Origin of the sequence: Geoglobus acetivorans, from assembly GCF_039641995.1 — an archaeon.
Taxonomy (GTDB): Archaea; Halobacteriota; Archaeoglobi; order Archaeoglobales; family Archaeoglobaceae; genus Geoglobus; species Geoglobus acetivorans.
The window spans coordinates 1,536,807-1,563,242 of record NZ_CP087714.1 but is presented as its reverse complement, the minus strand read 5'-3'; the positions used below and the strand labels follow the sequence as shown (position 1 = coordinate 1,563,242).

Sequence of the window (26,436 nt, the reverse complement as noted above, 5' to 3'; positions counted from 1 at the left end):
ACTATGCAATGTTCAGGAAGATTCTGATTGCGAACAGGGGAGAAATAGCAGTAAGGGTTATGAGAGCCTGTAAGGAGCTCGGGATTAAAACCGTTGCTGTTTACTCCAAGGCTGACCTGCATGCATTTCACAGAGTTTATGCTGATGAATGCTACTTCATAGGGGAGCCCGAGCCGTCAAAAAGCTACCTGAACATTGACACAATAATCGATGCGGCAAAAAGGAGCGGGGCGGAGGCGATACACCCCGGATACGGATTCCTTGCAGAAAATCCGGAGTTTGCGAGAAGATGTAATGAAGAAGGTCTCGTTTTCATAGGCCCAAAACCAGAAGTTATCGAAGCGATGGGGTCCAAAATCAACGCCAGGAGGTTGATGAAGGAAGCAGGAGTACCTGTCGTACCTGGAAGTGACGTCCTCAAAAGTGAGGATGATGCTGTTGATTTTGCCGAAAAAATCGGATACCCTGTCGTGATCAAGGCCAGCGGAGGTGGAGGGGGAATAGGCATAACAATAGCCTACAGCAGCGAAGAGGTCAGGCGGGCGTTTGAAAAAAGCAGAAAACTCGGTGAAAAGTACTTCAGGGATTCGACAGTTTACGTTGAAAAATACCTTCCAAAGCCCAGACACATCGAGTTTCAGATTTTATCCGATGGTGATAAGGTCCTTCATCTGGGTGAGAGGGAGTGCAGCATCCAGAGAAGACATCAGAAGCTGATTGAAGAGGCCCCATCACCCATATTCAACGAAGAGATGAGAGAAAAATTTGGAAAAATTGCCGTTAAGGGTGCAAAACACATTGGGTACACGAACGCAGGCACTATGGAGTTTCTGTATCAGGACGGGGAGCTGTATTTCTTAGAAATGAACACGAGGCTGCAGGTAGAACATACAATAACCGAGATGGTTACCGGAATAGACATCGTGAAGGAGCAGATCAGGATAGCGTACGGAACCGGAATAGGTTTTGATCAGGAAGACGTCAGGATCAGAGGACATGCCATAGAGGCGAGAATAAATGCTGAAGACCCCGTAAGCTTTCTGCCCAGAAGCGGCAGGATAACACACTACAGGTCCCCTGGAGGGCCAGGTGTCAGGGTGGATAGCGGGGTTCACATGGGTTATGAGATCTCACCGTATTATGACTCGATGATATCCAAGCTGATAACCTGGGGCAGAACCAGAATTGAAGCCATTGCAAGAATGAGAAGGGCACTCTACGAGTACATAATCGAGGGAGTGGAGACAAACATCCCGTTCCACATGGTCGTTGTGGAGGATGAGGAATTCGCCAAGGGTAACACCCACACAAAGTTTGTTGACGAAAGGCACATCCCCGAGAGAGTGCTTGCTTCGATCAAAAATATCAGACACCTGAAGCACAGGCTGGACGACATTTTCCGTGGAGTGAATGGAGTCAGGAAGGATTACGATCCAGTAGCGATCGCAGTATCGGCGGTCATGGCGTATCTTGAAAACGAAAGAATAGAGGGGCTTGTTGAGGCAAAGGTCAGCCAGTCCTGGAAGATATATCACAGATTGAGAAGCCTGGGGTGGATGTGATGCCCGACGAAAGACTGGCAAGGGCGCTGAGGGCAAGAATACGAAGGAAAATCCTGAAGGAGATCATGAAAGACGAAAAGCTCAGCGTGCATGAAATTGCCGAAAGACTTGGTATTTCAGAATACAATGCTTCAAGACATCTGAAACTGCTATACGACCTCGGAATACTGGACTATGAGGTAAAACATCCGGAAAAATACTATTTTATAAAATTGAGGTCTCTGAAGGACCTTTTCGAGGTGTACGAGAGGGTTGTTGAAGAACTCAGGAGGATGGGATGATGAAGGCCGTAATAATTATGGGTTCAAAAAGTGATATTGACTACGGGAAAAAAATAGCTGAAAAGCTGAAATTTTTTGGGATAGACAGTGTCCTGAGAATTGCATCAGCTCACAAAACTCCCGAAAAAGCTCTGAAAATTCTGAAAGAATACGAAGATGATGATGTCGTTTTCGTAACGATTGCAGGGAGAAGCAATGCCCTGAGCGGGTTTGCAGACGCAAACACGTTCAGGCCTGTAATCGCCTCACCACCTGTCAGCGATAAATTTGCAGGTATGGATCTTCTCTCGAGCATAAACATGCCTTCGGGCGTTGCCCCGATGCTCGTAATTTATGCCGAAAATACGGCCCTTGCGGTAGCAAAGATTTTCGCCCTGAAAAGCAGAAAAGTGGCCGAAAAAGTCAAAGAATACCAGAGAAAGAAGAAAGAGGAAATCGAGAGAGCCGATGAGGAAGCAAAAAGTATTTAATATGCATTTCATAGGAGGTATCCCGGATGGGTAGTGTTAAAGACCTGACAGTTATCAAAAAGCCAGAGGATGACAGAACCGGGATCGGAAGGTTTCTTTTTTCAGACCGGTATTCCGTTTTCGACTATGGAGAGATGCCAGATCTCATAGAGAACAAGGGTAAGGCCCTCTGTCTCATATCGGCCTATTTCTTTGAGATTCTTGAGAAGGACGGCATTTCAACCCACTACATCGGTCTGGTTGAAGAGGAAAAGGCAAAGAGGCTCGACGAGCTTGATGGTGCAGTGAATGAGATGGAAGTAAGACTGGTCAGAGTTGTGGAGCCTGAAAGAACCGGCTCGGGATATGATTACAGCATTTTCAAAAATCTGAATGGTAATTACCTCATACCTCTCGAGGTGATCTACAGAAACTCCCTGCCTGAAGGCAGCAGCGTTTTCAGAAGGCTAAGGAAAGGAGAAATCGGTCCCGAGGATCTCGGGCTGACGGAAATACCAACCCCCGGTTCAAGGCTCGAAAAACCGGTTATCGATTTTTCCACCAAGCTTGAGGACACAGACAGGTATCTCAGAAGAAGAGAGGCATTAGAGATCTCGGGATTGAGCGAAGAGGAGTTTGAAGAACTTGCAGAACTTGCTGAAAAAATTGACAGGATTATAACTGAGGAGGTTGGAAAAGCAGGCATAGAAAACCTGGACGGCAAGGTTGAGTTTGCACTGGACGAGAACAGAAAATTAATGCTGGTTGACGCTGTCGGCACACCGGACGAGTGCAGATTCAGTTTCGATGGCATAGAAATGAGCAAGGAAATCCTGAGGAAATTTTACAGAAAAACGGAGTGGTACAGGCTTGTTGAGAAATTCAAAGGGGAGGAGAACTGGAGAGGCCATGCAGGAAAACCGCCCAAACTGCCTGAAGACCTCAAAAATGCCGTTTCGGAGATGTACATGTCTGCCTGCAATGAAATAACCGGAATGAAGTTTTTCGACACGCCCAGTCTGAAGGATGTGATGAAGAAAATTTCCGAGTTTATGGAGGTGTACGATGGTTAAGGCTTATCTCGCCCTTGAAGATGGGACTGTGGTTGAAGGTAAGGCTTTCGGTGCTGAAAAGGATGCCGAAGGAGAGCTTGTGTTCAATACAGCCATGACAGGTTATGTTGAGGCCCTGACAGACCCGAGCTACAAGGGTCAGATCCTCATGATGACCTATCCGCTCATAGGCAATTACGGGGTTTGCAGAGAGGATTTTGAAAGCGACGGGGTCAAGGTGGAAGGTTTTGTTGTCAAGGAGCTTTGCAGGCATCCGAGCAACTGGAGAAGCGAAATGAGTGTTGATGACCTGCTGAAAGAGTACGACGTCCCCGGAATAGAAAGTGTTGATACAAGAATGCTGACCAAGAAGACGAGAATTTACGGAGCAATGAAAGCAGTTATAGCCGTTGGAGACAGCATCGACAGAGAGAAGCTGGTTGAAAGGGCGAAAAACCAGCCCTCAATAACCGAGCTTGACCTTGTGGATAAGGTCTGCGTAACAGAGCCAAAAAGAATTGAAGCAGAAAATCAGAAGTTTGAAGTCGCTTTAATAGATCACGGAATAAAGAACAGCATTGTAAGACAGCTTCTGCTCAGGAGTGTGAGCGTTACCCTGTTCCCGTACAGCTATCCGGCTGAGAAAATACTTGAACACGATTTTGACGGAATATTCATCTCCAACGGGCCCGGGGACCCTGCCAGAGTCTCGGAAAGTGTTGAAACCATAAAGAAGCTGGCAGGTAAGCTCCCGCTTGCGGGCATCTGCCTGGGACACCAGCTCATTGCGAGGGCTTTCAACGCCAAAACATTCAAGCTCAAATTTGGACACCATGGCGCAAACCAGCCTGTAAAGGATTTTGAAACGGGCAGAGTGTTCATATCGAGCCAGAACCATGGATTTGCCGTTGACGAAAAGACCCTGCCTGATGGATTCGAGGTCACCCAGATCAACCTGAATGACATGACGGTTGAGGGGATGAGGCATAAGGAGATACCGCTTATAAGCGTCCAGTACCATCCGGAGGCAGGACCCGGTCCCCACGATACGTACTTCTTCTTCGACGAGTTTGTGAAAATGCTCAGGAGCTATTAGGGTGATGCGATGCCGAAAAGGGAAGATATCAAGAAAATTCTGGTCATTGGTAGCGGGCCGATAGTGATCGGTCAGGCTGCAGAATTTGATTACTCGGGGAGTCAGGCATGCAAGGCCCTCAGAGAAGAGGGCTACGAGGTTGTGCTTGTCAATTCAAATCCTGCAACGATAATGACGGATCCCGAGATGGCGGACAGAACCTACATTGAGCCGCTCACACCAGATGTGCTTGAAAAGATAATTGAAAGAGAGAGACCCGACGCATTATTACCAACACTTGGCGGTCAAACAGGCCTGAATCTTGCTGTTCAGCTTTACGAGGAGGGGATTCTCGGCCGGTATGGTGTCCAGCTGATAGGTGCAAATATCGACGCAATAAAAAAGGCAGAAGACAGGGACCTCTTCAGAAAGGCTATGGAAAATATAGGGCTCGACGTCCCGAGAAGCAAAATTGCGGAAAGTGTGGATGAAGCTCTTGAAATTGCAGATGAACTTGGGTATCCGGTTGTCGTCAGACCCGCATTCACCCTCGGAGGAACGGGTGGAGGAATCGCCTACAACAGAGATGAGCTTAGAGAGATAGCAGAAAGAGGAATAGAGCTCTCGATGATAAACCAGGTGCTGATAGAGGAGAGCGTGATCGGCTGGAAGGAGTTCGAGCTTGAGGTGATGAGAGATCGGGCAGATAATGTGGTCATCATCTGCTCCATCGAGAATTTCGACCCCATGGGAATACACACCGGAGACAGCATAACGGTCGCTCCTGCCCAGACCCTGACAGATCAGGAATACCAGGCCCTGAGAGATTACGCAATAAAGATAATCAGGGAAATAGGAGTCGAAACAGGAGGAAGCAACATACAGTTCGCAGTACATCCGGAAAACGGAAGAATTCTGGCAATAGAAATGAATCCAAGAGTTAGCAGAAGCTCCGCCCTCGCTTCGAAGGCAACTGGGTTCCCGATAGCAAAGATTGCTGCAAAACTTGCGATAGGATACACGCTTGACGAGATCCCCAACGACATAACGAAAGAGACTCCTGCAAGCTTCGAGCCTACGATAGATTATGTTGTTGTGAAAATCCCCAGATTTGCGTTTGACAAATTCCCTACAGCAGACAAAACCCTCGGGACCCAGATGAAAAGTGTTGGCGAGGTTATGGCAATAGGAAGGACATTTGAGGAGGCTCTTCAGAAAGCCATCAGAAGCCTCGAAATAGGAAGATTCGGCCTCGGAGCCGATGGTAAGGACAAAAAGCCATCAAGAGATAAAATAATTCAAAAACTCATCACTCCCAACCACCAGAGAGTATTTTACATAAAATACGCTCTCGAAAACGGTTTTTCCGTTGAAGAAATTGCAGAGATTACCAGAATAGATCCCTGGTTTATCAAGAAAATCGAAAACATAATTGAAGTCGAAAAAGAGCTGAAAGAGCTTGCAAAAAGGTATTCCATAGACGAGCTTTCCCCTGAGGTTCTTAAGAAGGCCAAACAGTACGGTTTCAGTGATGTTCAGCTTGCACGCATTTTCAACACAACTGAAAAGGAAGTCAGAAAAGCCAGGAAGAAAAAAGGCCTGGTTTCCACATTTAAAATGGTGGACACCTGTGCTGCAGAATTCGAGGCAAAGACTCCGTATTACTACTCCACCTACGAGTCCGAAAACGATGCTCCTCCAACGGAGAGAAAGAAGGTCATGATTCTGGGCAGTGGTCCAAACAGGATTGGTCAGGGTATTGAATTCGACTACTGCTGTGTTCACGCGGTGTTGAGTGCAAAGGAGGAGGGTTTTGAGACAATCATGGTCAACAACAATCCGGAAACCGTCTCAACAGACTACGACACCTCTGACAGGCTTTACTTTGAACCCATAACACATGAAGATGTTATGGACATATACGAGAACGAAAGGCCAGAAGGTGTGTTCGTCCAGTTTGGTGGCCAGACACCGCTCAACATAGCGAGGCAGCTTGAAGAGAGCGGTGCAAGGATTCTTGGCACGTCGGTGGACTCCATAGACCTTGCAGAAGACAGAGAAAAGTTCGCAGAGATATGCACAAGGCTCGGAATACCCCAGCCAGAAAACGGTATAGCGTACAGCATCGAGGAGGCAAAGAGTATAGCTGGACAGATCGGATATCCTGTGCTTGTGAGGCCCAGCTACGTGCTTGGAGGAAGGGCGATGGAAATAATCTACGATGAAGAAACACTCGAAAGATACATTGAAGAGGCCATTGAGGTCAGCCCCGAGAAACCAATCCTCATCGACAAGTTCTTAGAAGATGCGATCGAGATAGAGGTTGATGCCCTCTGCGATGGCGAGGACGTTTTCATTGGAGGAGTGATGGAGCATATTGAGGAGGCTGGAGTCCACAGCGGAGATTCTGCCTGTGTGCTGCCACCTCAGAGTGTTCCGAAACACATAATCGACACGGTGATAGAATACACGAGAAACCTCGCCCTCGAACTGGGAGTTGTTGGACTGCTGAACATTCAGTATGCTGTCAAGGATGAGAAGGTCTACATCCTCGAAGCAAACCCGAGAGCGAGCAGAACTGTTCCATTTGTGAGCAAGGTTACCGGAATCCCGCTCGCCAAAATAGCGGCAAAACTCATGCTCGGGAAAAAGCTCAGAGACTTCAATCTGAAGGAGAGAATATTTCCAAAGCATGTGGCGGTTAAAGAGGTGGTCTTCCCGTTCATCAAACTTCCGGGCGTTGATCCCGTCCTCGGACCTGAAATGAAAAGCACCGGAGAGGTCATGGGTGTGGATTATGACTTCGGCGTTGCATACTACAAGGCCCAGCTTGCCGCAGGAATGAGGCTGCCGCTTGAAGGCACGGTCTTCGTAAGCCTCAGAAAGGAGGACAGGCCGAAAATCATTCAGGCGATCAAAAAATTATACGAAATGGGATTCAGGATACTCGCCACGGATGGTACTGCAGAGTTTCTGAGAAAGAATGGAATTCAGGCAGAGATAGTTCTCAAGGTAAGCCAGGGAAGGCCAAACATCATTGACAAGATAATCAACAGGGAAATCGACTTCATCATAAACACCCCAAGCGGAAAGAGGGGCAAAACGGAGGGATTCATGATAAGAAGAACTGCAGTCGATCACGGCGTGCCGTACATAACAACAGTAAGCGGAGCTATTGCTGCCGTAAAGGGCATGGAGGCAATGAGAAGAGCGCAAATGACCATAAAGAGCATTCAGGAATACCACGGTGAGTTTGAATGAAAGAGGAGGAGTTTCAGGAACTCCTGAAAAAGCTGGACGGGAAAAAAATATCCAGAATATTTCTTTCGAAATTATCCGAGAACATAAACATCGACCATCTGAGGCACCTGAGAGCAGGTAAGCCGGAGGCCGTTCTCGCAGAGTTCAAGACAAAGGAGGAGGTCGTTGAAATCGCGAAAAACGCCATCGAAGAGAATAGACCAATTCTCTTCACCAGGTTGAATGAAGAGCAGATGGTTGAACTGGATAAGCTCAGCCTGAATATCAACAGGAAAGCAAGAACCGCAAGGTATCTGAAGCTTCACGAAAATACAGGAAAAGTGGCCATTTTTTCTGCCGGAAGTTCGGATGCATGTGTTGCTGAGGAAGCAAAAGAAACTGCGGAATTCCTCGGCCTTCAGGTGCTGAAGTTCTACGATGTTGGCGTTGCAGGAATACACAGGCTGATCGAGCCTCTCGAAATTCTGTCTGAAGAGGATGTCGATTCGATCATCGTTGTTGCCGGAATGGAGGGGGCTCTACCGTCGGTGATTGCCGGAGTGGTTGATTTGCCGGTCATAGCCGTACCGACGTCTGTCGGCTACGGTACAAATCTGGGAGGGATTACAACACTATTCTCCATGCTGCAGAGCTGTTCCTCAGGTGTTACTGTTGTAAACATTGACAACGGATTTGGAGCGGCAGTTTTTGCCTATCTCATTTCAAGAAGAATCAGAAAAAAGCCCTGAAAATCTCCGCAGCAACTCTTGCAGACTCTTCGTCATAGATAACCAGAGCTATCTCTCTGAGGTTTGTGGCTTCAGCTGAAAAAGCCTTTGCAGTCTCAAGGAATGTTTCAACAACCCTGTTCAGGGGGCAGCCGTAAATACCTGCACTCACCGCAGGGAAGGCGATGCTCGAGAGCCCCATTTCCTCAGCCTTTCTCAACGGTCCTTCAAACGCCAGGTATAGTTTTTTCTTCAGACTCTCGTCCCACCTCCCGCTGCATATTGGTCCAACAGTGTGAATGACGTATTTTATCCCCCTCTCCTCAAGCCTCATTGCCGGAGTTACCACAACCTCGCCGTGGTCTATGTAGTCTCTGCCAGTCTGCTCCCTCATCGCCTTTTTGCTAATCTCAGTGTACTCAGCAGCGTTTCCTGCACACGCCTTCGCAATGGCATAAGCAACCCCACCACCATGCTCCAGATACTTGTTTGCTGCATTCACAATGGCCTCGGCAGGATATGCTGTTATGTCTCCCTGAACGAGCATTACATCCATACCGTTGAGGTTCAGGACGATTTCGGGCTCCATGCTCTAAATACTGCAGTTATTCTATAAATCATTTCCAGCACATTACGTTTCCGTTATTCTGGAAAGCTTTATAAATAGTCCAGGTATGTTCCCAGATAATGAGAAAAAGCCTGTATAAAATGATTAAGCTCAGAAAACAGGAGCAATTTAATGCGGTGATAGCCGAGATTAAAGTGCATTCTCCAAAGCACGGGGATTTGCTCAGGGGCAGGAGTGTTCTCGACATCCTGAGAACGTACGAGAAATGCGATGTCGCGGGGATATCGTACATCACCGAAAAAAAGCACTTCAGGGGAAGCTTTGAGACATTCAGGGAAATCTGCAGAAATACAGATCTGCCTGTTCTGAGGAAAGACTTCGTAACAAGCGTTGACGAAGTGGAGAGGACGGCTGAGACTGAAGGTTCCGCACTGTTGCTGATAGCCAGAATTCTCGGTGACAGGACTGCAGAACTCGTTGATTCATGCCACGACCACGGTGTTGAGGCTCTCGTTGAAGTGCACTCTCCGTATGATGCAGACATTGCCCTCGAAACCAGTGCCAGGCTGATTGGGATAAACAACAGGGACATCTCGAGGCTCGAGCTTGACGACGGGGGCGTGGAGGTTACCGAGAGAATTGCCCCCCTGCTGAAAACACCTGCTTTAAAGGTCAGCGAGAGCGGGATATCCACTCTAGACCACCTGACTCGCGCTCTGAGGCATGCGGATGCGGTTCTTGTAGGTACGGCATTCATGCTGGCTGACGATATGGAAAGGAGGGTCAGAGAGTTTGTGGGGGGTGGTGGCCATGCTTGAGCATGTACTTTCATCCAGGAGAATGTCGTTCGATGAGGCATACGATGTGTTCTCATCCCTTTTTGAAGAAAATCCATACAGAATTGCCGGTTTTCTCTCAGCTCTCGAGGTGAGGGGGTATGAGGCGGAAGAGCTGGCAGGGTTCGCAAAGGCGATGGTTGACCACGCAGTCCAGCTGAACCTCGGTGAGGTGACGGACGTTGTAGGCACGGGTGGTGATGGAATGTCCACGATAAACGTGAGCACCGCAACGGCCATCATCCTCTCACTGTTCACAAGGGTGGCGAAGCATGGAAACAGATCCGTGACCTCGAAAAGCGGTTCAGCAGACTTTCTCGAAAAAGTCGGAGTCAAAATTGCGCTCGATCCGGGTGAGGCGAGGCTGATGCTCGAGGAGACGAACTTCACGTTCCTCTTCGCACCACTCTACCACCCCGCCCTGTCGAGGATAATGCCTGTCCGAAAGAATCTGGGAATAAGGACGGTGTTCAACATTCTCGGCCCTCTTGCGAATCCTGCGAGACCGGAGAGGATTCTGCTGGGCGTGAGTGATGAGAGCTTGGCGGAGAAGATCGCCAGCGCCCTTCTCATGCTTGGCACTGAGAGGGCAGCAGTCGTGCACGGCTATCCGATCGACGAGGTCAACCCGTCAGGCAAAACTCTCGTGTGGGAGGTTGAAGGTGACAGAATGGAGAGCTACACGATAACCCCCGAGTACTTTGGCATTAAGAGGTGCAGACTCGTCCCGTGCCTTTCTGCCGATGAGAGCGTGGAGAGAGTCAGGGCAGTCTTCTCGGGTAAGGGTCTGGAGGAGGACAGGAGGTTCATTCTGCTGAATGCATCTCTCGCACTCTACCTGTGCGGCTTTGACGACTTCGTTGAGGCAAGGGAGGTCGCAGAGAGCGTTCTCGATGGCAATGCTATGAAAAAACTGGAGGAAATTGCATGCGTGTCAAGCACCTCGAGCCCGTAGAGCCAGTTAAGCTTTACAGCGTTTTGAGAGAGGAAAACTACCCGTTCATCCTCGAATCCGCAGACAGGCACAGCAGAAGGGCCCGATATTCCTACGTCTCTGCAAATCCAGATTTTGTGGTTGAGGTAGGCGAGAGGGGAACGATGGTGGACGGAAAGCTTGTTTCAAGGGAGAGAGACCCCTTCAGGGCCCTCAAGAGCTTCAGCCTTAGCGTGTCAGGAGAGCGCTTTTCCGGAGGGTTCGTTGGTTACATCTCATACGACAGCGTCCTTCAGCATATTGGTGAAAAGGTGGAGAAAAGCTCTGTTTTCGGGCACTACGGCTCGTTTTTTGCCTTCGATCACCTCGAAAACAGGCTGTACTTCTTCACCGACAGCGACGAGAAGGCCAGGTGGGCGGAGGGTGTCGTGAGAAGGGCAAAGAGAGTCGTGCCCGAACTTGGAGATGAGAAGTCCGAAATTACCGGACAGGATTCGGGGATGGAGGAGTTTGTCGAGGACGTTCTGAGGGCGAAGGAGCATGTCTTTGCTGGAGACGTCTTTCAGGTTGTCATTTCGAGGGAGTATCTTGTGGACACTGACCTGTCTCCCTTTCAGGCCTACCTGAACATGAGGGAGGTGAACCCCAGCCCCTACATGTTCTGCCTGGAATTTGACGTTGCGCTTGCAGGCTCTTCTCCGGAAACACTCGCGAGCGTGGAAAATGGCTACCTGAAAGTCAACCCGATAGCGGGAACCGCAAGGAGAGGTAGAGACGAGAAAGAGGATGCAAAAATTGTGATGAGGCTTCTGGAGGACGAGAAGGAGAGTGCCGAGCATGTGATGCTTGTGGATCTGGCAAGAAACGACGTCAGGAAGGTGTGCAGGGCGGGAAGTGTGGAGGTCGTCAGGTTCATGGAGGTGCTGAAGTACAGCCACGTGATGCACATCGAGAGCGAGGTTAGGGGGAGACTGAAGGAGGGCTGCGACGTGTTCGATGCAATCTCTGCATGCTTTCCGGCCGGAACGCTCACGGGAGCGCCGAAGCTCAGGGCGATCGAGATCATAAACGAGATCGAGCGATCCAAGAGAGGAGTTTACGGCGGGGCGGTGGGCTACTTCTCAAAGGAGGCAGACTTTGCAATAGCGATCAGGATGGCGGAATTTGGAAAAAAGGTCAGGGTCAGGGCTGGTGCAGGAATAGTGGCAGATTCCGTTCCTGAAAAGGAGTTCTTCGAGACTGAAAGAAAAATGGACGCGGTTTTAAGAGCTTTGAGGGTGGAAAGATGATTCTCATCGTTGACAACCGCGATTCTTTCGTGTGGAACCTCGTAGAATACGTTTCTCTGTTTGACAGGGTGAGGGTTGTGGAAAACACGGTTTCAGCAGGAGAGGTGAGAAGACTCAGTCCAGATGGCATAATCATATCCCCTGGCCCCGGACATCCTGAAAGCAGGAGGGACGTTGGCAACAGCCCGGAAATAATCCTGAAGGCTGACGTTCCCGTCCTCGGGGTGTGTCTCGGACACCAGCTCATCGCTCAGGTGTTTGGAGGCAGGGTTGAGAGGGTTAGCCCCGTTCACGGGAAGGCGAGCCTGATTGAGCATGATGGCAAAGGTGTCTTTCGCGGGGTTCCAAGCCCGCTGAGAGCCGGGAGGTATCACTCCCTCGCGGTAACCAGGGTGCCGGACGGGTTCAGGGTTACCGCCATTTCCGAGGGGGTGGTTATGGGCATCAGGAGCAGGGACGGGATGCTGGAAGGTGTGCAGTTCCACCCCGAGAGTGTGCTCACCCCGAGGACGGAGGGGTTCAGGATGATAAAGAACTTCGTGGAGGCGTGCAGATGATCGTGAAGATATGCGGGATAAAGACAGCTGAGGAGCTCGAGTTTGTCGAAAAGTATGCGGATTTTACGGGAGTCGTTATGGACAGCAGCTCGAAGAGATTTGCCGATCGAGAGAAGGCAAGAGAGATAATTGAGGTGGCATCAATCCCGGTATTTGCGGTTCTCACCTGTGGAAGTTTTGAAGATGCATACAGAACCGCAACCGACCTCAATGCAGAAAACCTGCAGATACACTCGGAGAGTTTTCCAGTTGAGGATTTCCTGAAACTCAGAGAACACGGATTCAGGTTGATCAAGGCGTTCAGGGTTCCAAAAAGCTCCACAGATTTCAGGAAGGATTCTGAGAAGATAATCAGGAGGATAGACCAGTACAGGCCGGATTTTTCTCTCCTCGACACAGGGAAGGGTACCGGAGAGACCCACGACCTCAGAGTGAGCAGGGAGGTGGCAAAAGTGGAAAGGGTGATCCTTGCCGGTGGCCTCAATCCTGAGAACGTTAGAGCTGCTGCTGAGTTCGTGAAACCTCTGGGCGTTGACGTTTCAGGTGGAGTTGAGAGGAACAGTATGAAGGACGAATCCCTTGTCAGGGCGTTTGTGAGAAGCGCCAAGGCAGGAGTGTCAGAAAAGGTGATCTGATGAGATTTGGAGAGTTTGGAGGAAGGTTTGTTCCCGAGATGCTCATACCTCCGCTCGAGGAGCTGGAGGAGAAGTACGAGGAGCTGAAGGAGAGTGATGAGTTCAGGAAGGAGCTGGATGAGCTGCTGAGGAGCTATGCCGGAAGGCCCACCCCGCTTTACTACGCCGAAAATCTGAGCGAGAAGATTGGAGGGGCGAGGATATACCTGAAAAGAGAGGATCTGCTCCACAGCGGAGCGCACAAGATAAACAACACTCTCGGGCAGGCTCTTCTCGCAAAGCACATGGGAAAGAGCAGGCTCATAGCCGAGACGGGAGCAGGACAGCATGGCGTTGCCACTGCGATGGCAGGGGCAAAGCTCGGGCTGAAGGTGGACGTGTACATGGGGGCGGAGGATGTTGAGAGGCAGAGACAGAACGTTTTCAGGATGAAACTGCTTGGGGCGAACGTGATTCCCGTTGAGAGCGGAAGCAGAACCCTCAAGGATGCGATAAATGAGGCGCTGAGGGACTGGAGCAGGACCTTCGAAAGCTCCCACTACCTGATTGGCTCAGTGGTTGGCCCCCACCCATACCCGACAATCGTCAGGGACTTCCAGTCGGTCATTGGCAGGGAGATCAAAGCCCAGATCCTCGAAACTGAGGGTTGTCTGCCGAGGGCGATAATTGCGTGCGTTGGTGGAGGCAGTAACGCCATCGGGGCTTTTTACGAGTTTATCGATGAGAGAGAGGTGATGCTGATAGGTGTTGAGGCTGGAGGGAAGGGCATCGAGAGCAGGGAGCATGCTGCAAGTCTCAATGCAGGAGAGAAGGGAGTGCTGCATGGAATGCTCTCGTACTTCCTTCAGGATGAGGATGGTCAGATTCTCGACACCCACAGCATTTCAGCCGGCCTTGATTATCCGGGAGTAGGGCCAGAGCATGCGTGGCTCATGGAGACGGGAAGGGCGGAGTATGTAACAGCATCAGACGAAGAGGCCCTCTCAGCATTCATGGAGCTGTCAAGGACTGAGGGAATAATTCCAGCCCTCGAATCTTCCCACGCTCTCGCATATGCGATGAAGCTCGCGGAGCAGCTCGACAGGGATGATGTTATTGTGGCGAACCTCTCCGGCAGGGGTGACAAGGACATGGGCATAGTGATGGAGGTGCTGGGAAGTGCTTGACAGATCTCTGGTCACATTCATCACCGCAGGCGATCCTAGCCTGAAAAAAACCCTGGACTTCATGCTCGTTCTTGAAAGATACTCTGACGTGATCGAGCTCGGGATTCCCTTCAGCGATCCAGTTGCTGACGGCAGCGTGATACAGAAAGCAAACTTCAGGGCTCTGAAGAACGGGTTTAAAGTAAGGGATGTATTCGAAATCGTGAGGGAGTTCAGGGAGCAATCTGAAAAGAAGGTCGTGCTTATGACCTACTACAACCCCGTCTTCAGGATGGGGGTTGAGAAATTCATCAGGCTATCAGCAGAGGCTGGGGTTGATGGGATAATTGCCGTTGACCTGCCAGCAGACAGCAGCAGAGAGTACGTGGGGCTTTGCAGAAAATTCAACATCAGGACAATTTTCATAGCCTCCCCGAACACAACAGACGAGAGGCTGAGGGTCATTGACGAGGCAAGCACGGGATTCGTTTACCTCACCTCAGATTACGGCACGACAGGCAAAAGAGACAGGGTTGGGGAGAGGGCGTTTGATCTCCTTAAGAGAGCCAAGAAAACATGCATGAATCCTGTCGGTGTTGGCTTTGGTGTTTCAAAGGCAGATCACGTTAGAAGTCTGATTCATGCCGGGGCTGATGGAGTTATAGTGGGGAGTGCGATAATGGAGCTCGTGGAGAGGTATGGAGAAAATGCCGATGAGAACATTGAGGAGAGGGTGAGGGAGCTTGGAAGGGGGTTGGGCTAATTCTGTTCATAAACGGCGAAAAAATTCTGCTGCCCGCATGAGGACCATATTATTATTTCCATGATGCAGTAAAGGCAATGCCAGATTATCTCACGGCGAGAGTTTCGAGAGCTGTGGGGTGAGAAAGGCTTTTCTTTTTCCACGCAACAGAGTCTTCGATGAACAGGGTTTTCCTCATAGGCATCGCCGGAGACAGCGGCTCAGGCAAGACCACGTTCGCAGAGGGCATAAGGAGAATGTTTCACGGAAGAGTTGCAGCGTTCAGCATGGACGACTACCACACCCTATCCAGGAAGGAGAGGTTTGAGAGAGGAATAACGCCCCTCAACCCCGAGATGACGGATCTTGAGCTGTTCAGAGAACACCTGCTGATGCTTAAATGCGGCAAGGCGATCGAGAAGCCGGTTTACGACCACTCTCTAGGAGAGAGAAGGTGCTGCGAGAGGTTCGAGCCAGGGGAGATCGTCATCGCTGAAGGACTACACACTCTCTACGAAGGACTGAACGAGCTTTACGACTACAGAATATTCGTGGATCCTGCCAGAGAGATCAAGAGGACGTGGAAGCTGAAAAGGGACGTCGAAGAAAGGGGCTACAGGAGAGAGGATGTTATCAGAGAGATTATCCAGAGGGAGCCGGACTACAAAAGGTTCGTGGACTTCCAGAAAATCTATGCAGACACGATCGTGAAGATTTACCCCAGTATGCTGAAGAGCTCGGAAAGGATATCCTACCTGTCATCGCAGGAGGAGATGTATCGCGTGAGGCTTGTGTTCACCAACCTCTCGGTGAACATGAAGCATGTTGGCCTGAAACTGGACCTCTCAAGGATGATCAAGGCCGGAGAGAGGGATTTCGCCATATCCTTCTTCTCGGACTACTACTATGGAAAAAGGGCGAGCTTCATAGATGTGGATGGTTTTCTGAGCGTGGAAATTTTTCAGTCGCTCCTCGATGTTCTGAGGGACGAGACCGGAGAGAAGCTTGAGTGGGATGTTGGGGAGTACGCAAGCTCCACGGAAATTGCGAAGCTGATGATATGCTGGAACCTCGTTGAGGTCATGAACTCGGAAAAAATATAGCCTGTTTTTAGCAGCTATTCGCTTTCTCCGCCTTCAAGCCTGATCAGTTCCTCATCAATCTCCCGTATCACCCTCCCACCAGCGTCCTCACCGACTATACCCTTTCTGATTAGTTCGCTGACGGCACTTCTCCTTATTTCAAGTACCTCTCTCCAGACTTTTCTGTATTCTTCGTCCCGTATCTCCTCTCTGCCCAGAACCTCGGAAAGTTTTGCTTTCACGCCTTCTGCCATTTTACCAAGTCTTTCGATAATCTGAGCAGCGACCTCGTGGTCTATCTCACCTCTGCTCGCCATCCTGGATACCTCTTCCATCGCCTTTCTGATGCCGTACAGCCTTGCCCTCAGCACCTCGTATTCAGCCTTGCGCACATCCCTCCTGAAAACTCTCCTCGCATAGATGTCAAGACTCAACCCCTGAACGACCAGTGAAAAGATAACCACTCCAAAGACCATTGAGACTAGCTCCTCTCTCATCGGGCCCTCGTAGCTCAGCGCAAGCGCCACAGGTATTGTGCCGTGCAGTCCACCCCAGAACACTATGTTCTGCCAAGAGAGGTTCATCCGGAATGCCGTCAAAGTTGGATAGACGACAAAAGCTCTCCCGGCAAGAACGGCCAATATGGCAAGTCCAACCAGCCAGAGGTTGTCTGCAAGCCTGTAAACTGGAGTGTCGAGGCCTATGAGTATGAAGACAAGGGAATTGACTATGAACACTATTGCGCTCCAGAAGTTGACCAGTGTTATTCTCGTTGTCGGAGACATTGAAAACTCAGTGCCATAATTTCCTACAATAAGGCCAGCAGAAACAACCGCTATAACTCCGGAAACTCCGAGACTTTCGGCCACCAGGAACGTACCAAAGGCAAGGATTACCGTGAGTGTAACCTCTATCAGGGCATCGTCGATGTGCCTCAAAAGCCTGTGGGCAGAGTGTCCCAGCAGAAACCCAACGATCGCACCGCCCACGCACACGAAGAAAAACTCAATCACACCCTGAGATAGTGTCGATGTGCCCTCCAGCATACCGAACAGTATCGAATAAATGACCACAGCCGTGCCGTCGTTTATTATGCTCTCTCCTTCCATTATTGTCGTCAGCTTTCTGGGTGCTCCGAGCTTCTTGAACGTGGCAAGGACTGAAACTGGGTCTGTTGGAGACGCCATCGCCGCAAATATCAGAGCCAAAAGCAGAGGAAGTCCTGCAAGACTCGTAATGTATCCAGTGACCAGTATCGAGATGACAAGTCCGAGGGTTGCGAGCGAAAGGATGGGCTTAAGGTTTCTCCTCAGCTCTCCAATGTCCATCGCGAGTGCCCCTTCAAACAGCAGAGGTGGAAGGATGAGAGTAAAAACAAGCTCTTCGGTGAGCTGAATTGGCGGAAAAAGACCCGAGAGCCCTACCGCAATGCCCACAAGGACGAGGGCTATGGTGTAAGGTACACGGATATACTTTACGGCAGTGGCAATGAGTATTGCAATCAGCAACAGCGATAGAAGTTCGACCAGAATGTCCATGCAGACATCTCGTATTGAGTGAAGATAAATGAAACGGTTGGCATCAGTCTCCGCATCAGGGCAGTAAAGAGTGTTAAACTGGTCCCCTTCCCGCAAAAGGCGGAGAATTTATTTATCGTCTATCAGTGTGGCTCAAACTGGCACATAAACGGTTCGGCAGAAAAAAGGTTATATGCAAATAGAGTATTCGGCTGAAGAATGAGAGGAGAGCTTGCGGTGCTGGTGTCTGCAATCCTCATGGGGACTCTGCCATATTTCATCAAATCACTCAACCTTCACCCGCTCACAATGACGTTTTACAGGACGGGTATTGCGTTCCTCTTCACCTCACTATTCATGCTCGTTAAGAGGGAAAAACCTGCTTTCAGCCTCAGACTGCTGATTCTGGGTCTTTTCAATTTTGGCGTTGTTTTCTTCTACATCACCGCAATATCACAGCTAAGCGCCGCAACCGCCGCATTGCTGCTGTATATGGCGCCGGTCTATGTAACAGCATACACGATATTCACCGGAGAATTCTCCAAAAAAAGCCTGTTTACTCTTATTCTCGGAATATTCGGTCTCTACCTCCTCTTAAGCCCGGAAAACGAAATTAACACAGGCATCATTGCGGGGATGCTTTCAGGAATAAGCTATGCCGTGCTGTTCATACTTCTGAACAGGTTCGGAAAGCTGTACTCCTCGCTGCAGATAACATTCTCAAACCTGCTCATCCCCACACTCCTGGCCATACCGTTTGTCAGAATAACGCCGGCAGATCCATCACTTGTTATCGGTCTCGGCCTGATTTCCACAGCAATCCCGTTCCTCCTGCTCACCTACGGCATGAGCAGAACCAGAGTTGATAAAGGCCCATTAATTGCCCTCATTGAGCCGGTTGTCGCGGGGTTCATCGGCTTCATGATTTTCGGAGAGATGCTTGAAGGGGTTCAGCTCATCGGGGCCGTTCTGATCATGATCGCAGTCATAATCGCATTAAATGAAGACGGTGAAAAGCACATAGGCAAAGATCAGCATGATCAGTGAGTGCTTGACGCCCGAGGAGAAATCACCCTCACCCATCACTCCTGCAACCAGTCCGGCGAATAAGCCCTGAAAGACTGCGGCATGCATAAAGATTCCCTTGTAAAACTCCTCATCAATGCTCCCCATTGACATGAATCCTCCTCCCGCCGCAGCCACCTTTGAAGTGCTTTCGGCAAGGACGGACAGGAAGGTAGTGGAGATTATGTACACTATTCCAATGAAAACGAAGAAACTGATGTAGATGATCATAACGTACATCGACATGTTCTTTATCCTCTCTCTCCTGAGAAGCTCTGCATTGCTCGCATCCTTTGCCGAAATTCTGAGGATCTCGGTGACGTTGGGTGTGCTCCTCAGAGATTCAACAAGCAAAATGGTCGTTCTCGTGAGTTCAAATGTTCTGAGTCTGTTCGCAAACCTGATCAGGGCATCAACGAGGCTGATGTTCCACTCCAGATCTCTGTTTATCTTCTCTATCTCCTTCCTCAACGGTGTGGTGTCCGTTTTCGCAAGTGTCCTTATTGCCCTCGTGATATTCATACCACTTTCATTCATTGAAGCTATCCTGTTCAGAAAAACGGGCGTGAATTTCAGAACCATCCCGGTTCTCCTTTTGTTGATCTGATAAACCACAGCATAGGGGAGCAGAGCAATTACAATCGAGATGAAGATGTTGTCATCAACCAGAAAGAACCAGTCGATGGTTGGAGAGAAGGTGTACTGCATTATCCCGAACAGGGCGAACGCCACTGCAAGAGGGATAGAGATCAAAAACACAGCCGGAGGGTTTTCAATAAACAGCTCTTTCGGATTGAGCCTCTTCCTCATTTTCCAGCTGTTCCACTTCTTCATCACATCCTCATCAATCTCTCTCCTGAGAACATGCTTCTCCTGAATCACCGGAGCCTTTCCAGACTCCACAGGTGTGAGGAGTTTTATTATGAAAGCAAAGAAAAACGCACCAACCGGTATAATCATGTACACAACAGCATAGAGGAGCGTAACATCGCTTTCACCCATGACGGCCATCACCGTCTGGATGATGATAAGGAAGAGCGGCCCCGCTACAAACGCAGTTATGTAGCTCTCACCCATCAGGCTGAGGAATTCGAGAAAGCTTTTCTGATCCTGTCTCGCCATTTCAAGATAGTAGTCAGACCTCTCTCTGAAATAGCTGGTAAAATCCCCTCCGCTCTCAATGATGGTGATCAAACCCTGAAGAAGGTCTGCAAGATTTTTTGATGGTGTCAGCTCAACCGCCTTTGTCAGAGTTGTTACAAGGTCATGACCAAGCTCTTCGATTTCCAGAATAATCCTCGAGAACTCCTTCGCAAGCTCACTGTAAACATCCTCGTAGCTGGCGATAGATTTGAATATCTGAATGAGCGGCATGCCACCCGAGCTTAGGGAGTACATGAACATCACAGCATTGGGCATGAGTCTGTCGATCTTGCTCTTCCTGTCGCTGGCAACATATCCCGGATAGATGGCAAATATGAACTGGCCGATCATGAAGAACAGAACTCCGAGGAACACTGCGAGGAACAGGCTTATGAAGACCTTTCTGTATGCCAGCCAGAAGGACAGGAAAGGTTCCGGAAAATAGATGTCAAAGGTCGGGATTTCAACGAAGAGGTAAACAATTATCGCAACGATTGCACCGAGGATCAGGCCAAATGCTGCCAGAGCAATCGAGAACAGCATTTGAGTCGCAACATACACATCCGGTGGAATGTTTATCATTGCCTGCTGAAGCTTCTGCCCCAGCTCATAGTAATCACTAAGCCTTCTTCTCGCCCTGTCTCCAAAGAACCTGTCCGCAAGTTTGGTAAAGCTATTCTCAGATCTGAATACCAAATTCGCTCACCACCTTATCCGGATCTATCTGATAGGTCTGGATTATTCCGGCAACTTCCTTAAAGTCTCTTATGTTTTTGTCGAGCATGTATTTGAGGACTGCTTCCCTTCTCTTCAGCTCCTGTTCGAGTTCCTTTCTCGACCAGTTCCTCATGATTCTGAGTTCTTCGAGGGCTTTTGAGCTGCCGACCATTACGTGCTCGTCCTTGCTTGAGTCCCAGGTGAAGACTGTTGTGGTTCTCATGATCTTTGTGTGGGGGTCAACGCCTATGATCTCTGCTATCTCCAGGTTTCTTCTCACCCTCTTCTTGCCCATGAAGACCTGGGCCTGGATGCTGACTATGTCCAAAGCTTCGATCATGGCTCTGGGGACGTTTATGGGCGGGTTTTCAAGCCTGTGGATGACGCCATTGACGGAGTCAGCATGGAGTGTTGAGTAGGTGGTGTGGCCCGTGGACATTGCCTGGAAGAGGGTTAATGCCTCCTTTCCCCTGACTTCTCCGACTATTATGTATTCGGGTCTCTGTCTCAAGGCTGCTCTGAGCAGATCATACATGTCCACGACCTTTCCCGTTTCCCTTGTGACTGCGGGAATCCAGTTCTCGTGGGGGAGCATTATCTCTCTTGTGTCCTCAATGGTTACTATCTTTGAGCTTCTCGGGATGAAGATTGAGACGGCGTTCATGGATGTGGTTTTTCCGCTTGCGGTTCCTCCTGCGAAGATGAGGGACCTCTTGTTCTCTATGCAGAGCCAGAGGTAGGCCATCTGCTCTATGCTGAAGGTTCCCCAGGCGATGAGGTCGACAGGGGTTACAGGTTCATCTCTGAACTTTCTTATGGTGAATGTGGAGCCGTGGTCTGTTACCTCTTTAGCCAAGGTCATCTGGATTCTGGATCCGTCTGGAAGGGATGCGTCGAGCAGGGGTTCGGCTATGCTTATGTGCTTGCCCGACATCTGGGCAAGCTTTATGACGAACATGTCCAGCTCATCTTCACTGAAGGTGATGTTTGTTCTGATGTTCTGGTAGTTGCGGTGGTAGATGTAGAGGGGTTTGTTGTAGCCGTTGCAGGAGATGTCCTCTATCAAGCGGTCATTCATGAGGGGGGTGATGGGGCCGTATTCAATGAAGTCGGACTTGAGGTGGTAAAATATCTTCTGAAAGTCCTCCTCCTCAAGGTCTATTCCAAGCTCTTTCAGCAGCTTTCTCGACATTTCTTCAAGATGCTTTACTCTGTCATCCACCTGCTCCACATCGCTTTCAAGATATTCCACAACGGTATTTTTCAGAACATAATACACGGAGAACAGGTGATTATCAAGCTTAGGAACAACCACATAATACACATGTTCCTGGGTCTCTTTATTAAACCTTATTTGAATCTTGGAGAACGGTTCTTCTATCCAATATTCCTCTACAAGAACGTATTCCGGCTCTTCTTCTGATTTGACTTCTTCCAGCTTTACCTCAGCTTCGGGTCTGGCAGGTTCTTCCTTTTCCTTTTTTCGAAAAGAGAGTTTCAACCTCACCGAATCATTATTATCATCAAAATCTAATAAACTTTTCCGTTGTTAGGAACAAATGCTTTATTAAGGGGTGGTGCATAAATGCAGCAGGGCCCGGAACCCGACGGGGCTGAGAAGCATGATGCTCCGTGGCTCCAGGGCCCACAAAAACACAAATTTTATATTTCGCAATGTTTTGTTCGTATTATGATAAAAGCTCTAACAAATCCCGGAAGGTTTTTCGAAGAAGAGAGTGTGCCAAAGATCAGGGCTGCACTCCCACCGATCATCATTATTTCCACAATCGGTGCAATCAGCCAGTATCTCATCTCATCATACATGAAACCGCTTTTCAGCGGATCAGAGTTGATGCAGAACATGCTGGCGATTGCTCCGGTGATCGGATTTATCTCTGCATTCATAGTGCTTTTCGTACTGCTTGTCGTAATCGCCGGGATAATTCACGCGATCTCCAGTCTCTTTGGAGGAGAGGGAGAATTCGGCAAAACCATGGGAGTTACAGCCTACGGTTTTTACCCGCTGGCAATCGCATCAGTAATTCAGTTCGCAATACAGTATTACTTCCTGCAGTCAGCATCTCCAGAAACTCTGCAGGAATTTCTGATAGCGATTACAAACAAAAACCTGGTTTACAGCGGATTATTCATCAACCTGGCAACACTCGTATGGAGTATAGCGATATGGAGCAACGGAGTCGCAAAGATTAGAAAAATAGAACTCAAAAAAGCAATTATATCTGCCTCAATACCAGCAATCCTTTACCTGGGATACACGATATATTCGATCATGAACCTCCAGAACCTCACACAGCTCGGAAGCATGCCGGTCTAACTTCCCTCCACATCCTTCATCATGTGTTTCTTTCTTTCTTTTGCTGTGTATCCGGTAAGCTCATCAAGGAACCTGTTGTAGGTTCTGAGAGTCTCAAGTGCGGTTTCGTCATCCACATTCGGGTTCGTTCTGGTTTCAGCCTTCAGGACCTTCCCTTCGAGCCATAGTCTAAGCTCCTCGAGAGCCTTGTATCTGACAACATAAACATCACCGTCTTTTTCGAAGCTGCCAAAATACTTGATTATCATCTCCTCCAGCCTTTCTGCTGTGGGCTTGAAACCCCTTTTGAATCGATACTCTCGCATGAAATGAAGTAATCAGTAAGAGTAATATATTTTTCCGCCCAACTGTATTCATGGGAGATACGAGAGTCTTTTCTGAGAGCACAGAAATGGAAAACCCCATTCTGATTACAAGCTTTCCCGGAATAGGTCTCGTCGGAACAATTGCAAGTGGACACCTCATACTGGAACTTAAACTTGAACAGATTGGAGTTATCGAGTCAAAGCTGCTTCCCCCAATAGCCACACTTTTCGAGGGAGTCGTCCAGCCTCCCGTGAGGATATACAGGTGCCCGGAACTCAACTTTATCCTGATACACTCCGATGTCCCGGTTCATCCGGGAATAGCATACGACCTCAGTTCAGTAATTCTTGAGTGGGCAGAATCAATCAGCGCAAAAAGACTGGTGTCACTCGCTGGATTAACCACATTTGAGGGCAAAAAGAGGGTATACGGCGCAGCCACATCCGAGGAAGTTCTGAACGAGATAAAGGAGCATGTGGAGATATTCAGAACGGGAACGATAAGCGGCATAGCTGGAAGTTTGATGAACGAATGCGTGGCGAGAAAGTTCCCGGCATTTGCCCTCCTCGGCGAGACGGCAGGATTCAATCCTGATCCGAGGGCTGCAGCGGAGGTCATCCTGACCCTCAACAGGATTTATGGATGGGACATAAGCACGGAGAAACTGATAAAGGAGGCGGAGTTTATTGAGGCACAGATGCAGAAGCTCGCAGAGCAGACACAGATGCAGGAGGTAAAAGAAGATTATCATCCAATGTACGGGTGATGGAAATGAGGTGCTACGTTATCTCCGGCATTTCCCGGTACACCATCGAGGAAGTGTTGAAGGGGAATCTGAGAACTCTGGAGCTGAGAAACGTCGTCAACATATCAAGTGCCCTGAATGCAGGAATTGGCGAATGTGTTTTCATAACCACCGCCAAGAACGTTGATCTGTCGAGAGGAGTTACGGGAATAATAGCAGAGGTGGAGAGAAAGGAGCTTACCACCCACACGATGTATTACTCAAGAAATGACTACTTCGAGGAATGTGAGATGACCGCCGTCAGGCTTAAAATAAGGCCAAGGGGGGTTGGAAGAATAATCCAGGTGTTCAGAAAAGACATTTTAAGTCCGGTTGAGGCAGAGGTTATTCAGCTTGACCACTTTCTGGCAAGATAGTAACTGGAAGAACAAATGCGGATTGACCTGATGTATCGCCCGCCAATATTTTTAACCAGAGCCGTGGCAAGTATTCAGAGTGAGGATAATAAGAATATCATCCGAAAAATTCAGTGAGGAAGAACTATCTTATCCGGCGGAATTGATAAAAGCAGGTAGTCTGGTTGCTTTCCCAACCGAGACAGTTTACGGACTTGGAGCAAATGCACTTGAAGGGAAGGCCGTAAGAAAAATCTTCGCTGCAAAGGGCAGGCCATCCGACAATCCCCTGATCGTCCACGTTCATGAGCATGAGCAGATATACGAAATAGCCGAACCAAACAGGGTGGCGGAGAAGCTCGTTGAAGAGTTTTTCCCGGGGCCCCTTACACTGGTGATGAAGAAAAAAGAGGTTGTGCCAAGGGAAACCACCGGCGGTCTGAACACGGTGGCCGTCAGAATGCCTGCCCACAAGGTCGCCCTGAAACTGATAGAGCTTTCCGGCGTTCCAATAGCCGCCCCTTCAGCCAACAAAAGCGGAAAGCCAAGCCCCACTCGGGCAGAGCATGTAATTGAAGATTTCGGGAATGAGATAGACTGCATTATCGATGCCGGAAAAACCCGGATCGGGCTTGAATCCACTGTCGTGGACACGACCACATATCCACTGGAAATCCTGAGACCCGGAGCAATTACACGGGAAATGCTCGAGGAGTTTTTCGAAGTGAAGGTTATAAGAAAATCCGATGTCGCGAGAAGTCCGGGCATGAAGTACAGGCACTATTCTCCCGATGCAGATGTGATAGTCCTCGTCGGAGATACGGCAAGAGAGGAGATGCGTGAGCTTGCAGAGAGGCTTTCCAGAGATGGAAGAAAAGTGGGCATTGCTGCAATGAAGGCAGATGAGTTCCAGGACATTCCCACATACAATCTCGGCAGCACCCTGAGAGAGTTTGCCGAAAGGCTCTTCGATGCTCTCCGGGAGCTTGACAGAGTCTGCGACGTGATCATAGTGGAGGGGGTTGAGGAAAAAGGGCTGGGACTTGCGATAATGAACAGGCTTTCGAAAGCGGGCAGAGTCTACAGGGTTTAGTGGGCATCGTAGAGCTTTTCCTTTCTCAGATATTCCCCTCTATCAACAAGGTTCTCCACAACCACTCTTTCCTGCTGAAGCTCTCCAATCACATCTGCATCATATTTCGACCTGCCCAGGCCAAGTACATCACCGTATCTGTTGCACACAAACACCACGTCATTTTCTCTGACGTCCTCATCAACATCGACAACCGAGCCGGCAAAAACGTCCCTGCCGTAAAGAAAGAGCATTTCTCCTCTTTCAGTCACAATCACTCTTCTGCGGTCTTTGGCGATGAAAAATGCACCCTCCAGCGTCATTCTAAACCTTCGGCTACCCACTTCTCCAATCTTCACGCCAGCATGAACGGCGTCTGTTTTCATTAAAAGCTCAAAAACCTCTTCCGTGAACAGATATACCTCCCTTTTTCCAGATTCCACGATGAAGATTTTGTATCTTTCAAGAAGGTCCGTTGCCCTGAAAAATTTCAATGCGTTTCTTATGACCTTCAATTCCTTTTTCGTAGGCTCTCTGACTTCCATATCCACTCACGCATTGATTTAACGGCTTTTTCCATAGATGAGTAGTCTCCATCGATTCTGAAACTCTCAACGGAATTCAGAACCATGAACTTGCCAACCCTGTTTCCGAGAACCTCTGCATGTTCTGCGGAGAGCACAACCTCCCCATCCCGGGAGTATTCGCATGCTCTCCTGCCAGTCGGAATTGAGACAACAGTGAACATTGGTCTGAGGAAATATGGCTTTTCCCGCTCGTCCAGAAACCTGATCTTCACTTTTGTCTCATCCGGGATGAGAGAAGTGTTCACCTCTATTGCCTTCTCATTTATCCCGATTTCGTTCCGGGCAAATTCCTCACTAAAGCCGCCAAGCCTGGACAGATACGTGTCCGCAACAATTTCCTTAGGGTAGAGATACATCAGAAATTTTTTATTGAAAAAAT

27 protein-coding genes are annotated in these 26,436 nt (G+C 49.1%); 20 read left to right on the top strand and 7 right to left on the bottom strand.

Annotated features, from left to right (window positions below; genetic code table 11):
• Positions 1 to 8: 8 nt before the first annotated feature.
• The 7 genes from LPQ35_RS09080 to larB are packed head-to-tail and all read left to right on the top strand — an operon-like array spanning position 9 to position 8,408.
• The gene (locus LPQ35_RS09080) at positions 9 to 1,562 is read left to right on the top strand and encodes an acetyl-CoA carboxylase biotin carboxylase subunit (protein WP_193808604.1); all 1,554 of its coding nucleotides are present in this window, start codon (positions 9 to 11) and stop codon (positions 1,560 to 1,562) included.
• The gene (locus tag LPQ35_RS09075; RefSeq protein WP_193808605.1) at positions 1,562 to 1,843 is read left to right on the top strand and encodes a helix-turn-helix domain-containing protein; all 282 of its coding nucleotides are present in this window, start codon (positions 1,562 to 1,564) and stop codon (positions 1,841 to 1,843) included. The genes LPQ35_RS09080 and LPQ35_RS09075 overlap by 1 nt, the downstream gene beginning before the upstream one ends.
• Complete coding sequence (locus LPQ35_RS09070) at positions 1,843 to 2,313, top strand: AIR carboxylase family protein (protein WP_193808606.1); 471 nt, start codon at positions 1,843 to 1,845, stop codon at positions 2,311 to 2,313. The genes LPQ35_RS09075 and LPQ35_RS09070 overlap by 1 nt, the downstream gene beginning before the upstream one ends.
• Positions 2,314 to 2,339: 26 nt before the next feature.
• Positions 2,340 to 3,365 carry a phosphoribosylaminoimidazolesuccinocarboxamide synthase gene (purC, locus tag LPQ35_RS09065; protein ID WP_193808607.1) on the top strand — a complete coding sequence of 342 codons (1,026 nt, stop codon included), beginning with the start codon at positions 2,340 to 2,342 and terminating at the stop codon, positions 3,363 to 3,365.
• Positions 3,358 to 4,440 carry a glutamine-hydrolyzing carbamoyl-phosphate synthase small subunit gene (carA, locus tag LPQ35_RS09060; protein ID WP_193808608.1) on the top strand — a complete coding sequence of 361 codons (1,083 nt, stop codon included), beginning with the start codon at positions 3,358 to 3,360 and terminating at the stop codon, positions 4,438 to 4,440. The genes purC and carA overlap by 8 nt, the downstream gene beginning before the upstream one ends.
• Positions 4,441 to 4,449: 9 nt before the next feature.
• Complete coding sequence (gene carB / locus LPQ35_RS09055; RefSeq protein WP_193808609.1) at positions 4,450 to 7,680, top strand: carbamoyl-phosphate synthase large subunit; 3,231 nt, start codon at positions 4,450 to 4,452, stop codon at positions 7,678 to 7,680.
• Entirely contained in the window at positions 7,677 to 8,408 is a 732-nt protein-coding gene (gene larB, locus LPQ35_RS09050) for a nickel pincer cofactor biosynthesis protein LarB (RefSeq protein ID WP_193808610.1), read from the top strand. Before carB ends, larB begins: the two co-directional genes overlap by 4 nt.
• Here larB and LPQ35_RS09045 read toward each other — a convergent pair.
• Positions 8,392 to 8,976, bottom strand: coding sequence for a [protein ADP-ribosylglutamate] hydrolase (locus tag LPQ35_RS09045; protein WP_193808611.1), 585 nt, complete (start codon positions 8,974 to 8,976; stop codon positions 8,392 to 8,394). The genes larB and LPQ35_RS09045 overlap by 17 nt on opposite strands.
• A gap of 98 nt (positions 8,977 to 9,074) precedes the next feature.
• Between LPQ35_RS09045 and trpC the strand changes: the two genes are divergently transcribed.
• The 8 genes from trpC (at position 9,075) to LPQ35_RS09005 (ending at position 16,196) form a co-directional block, all read left to right on the top strand.
• Complete coding sequence (gene trpC / locus LPQ35_RS09040) at positions 9,075 to 9,773, top strand: indole-3-glycerol phosphate synthase TrpC (RefSeq protein ID WP_193808612.1); 699 nt, start codon at positions 9,075 to 9,077, stop codon at positions 9,771 to 9,773.
• Positions 9,766 to 10,746: an anthranilate phosphoribosyltransferase gene (gene trpD / locus LPQ35_RS09035; RefSeq protein ID WP_193808613.1), complete on the top strand. Its 981-nt coding sequence runs from the start codon at positions 9,766 to 9,768 to the stop codon at positions 10,744 to 10,746. Before trpC ends, trpD begins: the two co-directional genes overlap by 8 nt.
• Positions 10,719 to 12,014, top strand: coding sequence for an anthranilate synthase component I (locus LPQ35_RS09030; RefSeq protein ID WP_193808614.1), 1,296 nt, complete (start codon positions 10,719 to 10,721; stop codon positions 12,012 to 12,014). The genes trpD and LPQ35_RS09030 overlap by 28 nt, the downstream gene beginning before the upstream one ends.
• Positions 12,011 to 12,571 carry a glutamine amidotransferase-related protein gene (locus LPQ35_RS09025; RefSeq protein ID WP_193808615.1) on the top strand — a complete coding sequence of 187 codons (561 nt, stop codon included), beginning with the start codon at positions 12,011 to 12,013 and terminating at the stop codon, positions 12,569 to 12,571. The genes LPQ35_RS09030 and LPQ35_RS09025 overlap by 4 nt, the downstream gene beginning before the upstream one ends.
• On the top strand, positions 12,568 to 13,206 hold the full coding sequence (locus LPQ35_RS09020) for a phosphoribosylanthranilate isomerase (RefSeq protein ID WP_193808616.1): 639 nt from the start codon (positions 12,568 to 12,570) through the stop codon (positions 13,204 to 13,206). The genes LPQ35_RS09025 and LPQ35_RS09020 overlap by 4 nt, the downstream gene beginning before the upstream one ends.
• The gene (gene trpB, locus LPQ35_RS09015) at positions 13,206 to 14,372 is read left to right on the top strand and encodes a tryptophan synthase subunit beta (RefSeq protein WP_193808617.1); all 1,167 of its coding nucleotides are present in this window, start codon (positions 13,206 to 13,208) and stop codon (positions 14,370 to 14,372) included. Before LPQ35_RS09020 ends, trpB begins: the two co-directional genes overlap by 1 nt.
• Complete coding sequence (gene trpA, locus LPQ35_RS09010; protein WP_193808618.1) at positions 14,365 to 15,114, top strand: tryptophan synthase subunit alpha; 750 nt, start codon at positions 14,365 to 14,367, stop codon at positions 15,112 to 15,114. The genes trpB and trpA overlap by 8 nt, the downstream gene beginning before the upstream one ends.
• A gap of 158 nt (positions 15,115 to 15,272) precedes the next feature.
• The gene (locus LPQ35_RS09005) at positions 15,273 to 16,196 is read left to right on the top strand and encodes a phosphoribulokinase (RefSeq protein ID WP_193808619.1); all 924 of its coding nucleotides are present in this window, start codon (positions 15,273 to 15,275) and stop codon (positions 16,194 to 16,196) included.
• Between the two features lie 14 nt (positions 16,197 to 16,210).
• Here the strand turns inward: LPQ35_RS09005 and LPQ35_RS09000 are convergent, their stop codons facing one another.
• On the bottom strand, positions 16,211 to 17,713 hold the full coding sequence (locus LPQ35_RS09000) for a Na+/H+ antiporter (RefSeq protein WP_193808620.1): 1,503 nt from the start codon (positions 17,711 to 17,713) through the stop codon (positions 16,211 to 16,213).
• A 198-nt stretch (positions 17,714 to 17,911) separates the two neighbouring features.
• Between LPQ35_RS09000 and LPQ35_RS08995 the strand changes: the two genes are divergently transcribed.
• Positions 17,912 to 18,739 carry an EamA family transporter gene (locus tag LPQ35_RS08995; RefSeq protein ID WP_193808621.1) on the top strand — a complete coding sequence of 276 codons (828 nt, stop codon included), beginning with the start codon at positions 17,912 to 17,914 and terminating at the stop codon, positions 18,737 to 18,739.
• On the opposite strand, the gene LPQ35_RS08990 is transcribed toward LPQ35_RS08995, so the two are convergent.
• Both LPQ35_RS08990 and LPQ35_RS08985 read right to left on the bottom strand, forming a co-directional pair.
• The gene (locus LPQ35_RS08990) at positions 18,689 to 20,596 is read right to left on the bottom strand and encodes a type II secretion system F family protein (RefSeq protein WP_193808622.1); all 1,908 of its coding nucleotides are present in this window, start codon (positions 20,594 to 20,596) and stop codon (positions 18,689 to 18,691) included. The two genes, LPQ35_RS08995 and LPQ35_RS08990, sit on opposite strands and share 51 nt — an antisense overlap.
• On the bottom strand, positions 20,580 to 22,124 hold the full coding sequence (locus LPQ35_RS08985) for a type II/IV secretion system ATPase subunit (RefSeq protein WP_346297624.1): 1,545 nt from the start codon (positions 22,122 to 22,124) through the stop codon (positions 20,580 to 20,582). The genes LPQ35_RS08990 and LPQ35_RS08985 overlap by 17 nt, the downstream gene beginning before the upstream one ends.
• A gap of 183 nt (positions 22,125 to 22,307) precedes the next feature.
• On the opposite strand from LPQ35_RS08985, the gene LPQ35_RS08980 reads away from it, so the two are divergent.
• Positions 22,308 to 22,952, top strand: coding sequence for a YIP1 family protein (locus tag LPQ35_RS08980; RefSeq protein ID WP_193808430.1), 645 nt, complete (start codon positions 22,308 to 22,310; stop codon positions 22,950 to 22,952).
• Here LPQ35_RS08980 and LPQ35_RS08975 read toward each other — a convergent pair.
• The gene (locus tag LPQ35_RS08975; RefSeq protein ID WP_193808429.1) at positions 22,949 to 23,257 is read right to left on the bottom strand and encodes a DUF5611 family protein; all 309 of its coding nucleotides are present in this window, start codon (positions 23,255 to 23,257) and stop codon (positions 22,949 to 22,951) included. The two genes, LPQ35_RS08980 and LPQ35_RS08975, sit on opposite strands and share 4 nt — an antisense overlap.
• 50 nt (positions 23,258 to 23,307) lie before the next feature.
• Here LPQ35_RS08975 and LPQ35_RS08970 point away from each other — a divergent pair, with 50 nt between their 5' ends.
• The 3 genes from LPQ35_RS08970 to LPQ35_RS08960 all read left to right on the top strand — a co-directional run bounded on the left by LPQ35_RS08970 (position 23,308) and on the right by LPQ35_RS08960 (position 25,491).
• Positions 23,308 to 24,024 carry a proteasome assembly chaperone family protein gene (locus LPQ35_RS08970; RefSeq protein WP_193808428.1) on the top strand — a complete coding sequence of 239 codons (717 nt, stop codon included), beginning with the start codon at positions 23,308 to 23,310 and terminating at the stop codon, positions 24,022 to 24,024.
• A 5-nt stretch (positions 24,025 to 24,029) separates the two neighbouring features.
• On the top strand, positions 24,030 to 24,419 hold the full coding sequence (locus LPQ35_RS08965) for a DUF473 domain-containing protein (RefSeq protein ID WP_048093557.1): 390 nt from the start codon (positions 24,030 to 24,032) through the stop codon (positions 24,417 to 24,419).
• Positions 24,420 to 24,498: 79 nt separating this feature from the next.
• Positions 24,499 to 25,491 (top strand): L-threonylcarbamoyladenylate synthase, encoded by a 993-nt coding sequence (locus tag LPQ35_RS08960; protein WP_193808427.1) that lies wholly within the window; start codon positions 24,499 to 24,501, stop codon positions 25,489 to 25,491.
• Here the strand turns inward: LPQ35_RS08960 and LPQ35_RS08955 are convergent.
• Together LPQ35_RS08955 and LPQ35_RS08950 are read right to left on the bottom strand one after the other, a co-directional pair.
• Positions 25,488 to 26,015, bottom strand: coding sequence for a PUA domain-containing protein (locus LPQ35_RS08955; RefSeq protein WP_193808426.1), 528 nt, complete (start codon positions 26,013 to 26,015; stop codon positions 25,488 to 25,490). The genes LPQ35_RS08960 and LPQ35_RS08955 overlap by 4 nt on opposite strands.
• Positions 25,982 to 26,413 carry a hypothetical protein gene (locus tag LPQ35_RS08950; protein ID WP_193808425.1) on the bottom strand — a complete coding sequence of 144 codons (432 nt, stop codon included), beginning with the start codon at positions 26,411 to 26,413 and terminating at the stop codon, positions 25,982 to 25,984. The genes LPQ35_RS08955 and LPQ35_RS08950 overlap by 34 nt, the downstream gene beginning before the upstream one ends.
• Positions 26,414 to 26,436 lie beyond the last annotated feature (23 nt).